Annotated in this window: 1 protein-coding gene; it reads left to right on the top strand. The window is 44.7% G+C overall.

The genetic code is table 11. The features are described 5' to 3' along the window. A partial coding sequence (gene mobV, locus AAEZ03_RS25755; protein ID WP_350582544.1) for a MobV family relaxase occupies nt 1-613 on the top strand: 613 nt, incomplete at both ends.

Genomic DNA, 613 nt, shown 5'->3' on the forward strand with positions numbered 1-613 from the left:
CATTGGTAGCAGTCTGGCACACAGCTATCGAACGATAGAAACGCCAAATGCTGACCCCGACCTCACCTCTAAAAATTATCATAGCGTTGCTACCCCTGAAGCCGTTAAACAGGCAATAAAAGATCGACTTCCTGAAAAAAGACGCTCTGATGCGGTGCTCTGTATTGAGTATTTGATCACCGCCAGTCCTGAATGGGAAGGTTGGGGAAAAAGCCAAGAAGCTGAATTTTTTAAGCGATCTGCTCAGTGGCTCATGGATAAACATGGAGAAGGAAATATTGCAGGTATGAGTATTCATCGGGACATAAGTACACCGCAGCTGGTCGCTTATGTCGTTCCTATTGATCAAAAAGGGAAGCTCAACTGTAAGGATTTTCTAGGCGGCAGGGTTAAGTTAAATCAGATGCAAACCAATTTTGCCAATACGGTCGCTGATTTAGGACTAGCGAGGGGCAAGGAAGGCTCTAAAGCCAAGCATACCAGCATCAAGGAATATTACCACGACATCAACCATGCTAGAGATTTTAGTATTACAACCGTATCACCTAAGCCTGAAATGTTTGAAAGCAAGGCTCGGTATGGTGAAAAGGTCACAGCAGCCGTTATTGAGCAA

The sequence above is a fragment of the Pseudomonas sp. HY2-MNA-CIBAN-0224 genome (assembly GCF_040310285.1).
In the GTDB taxonomy this organism is placed as follows: Bacteria; Pseudomonadota; Gammaproteobacteria; order Pseudomonadales; family Pseudomonadaceae; genus Aquipseudomonas; species Aquipseudomonas helleri.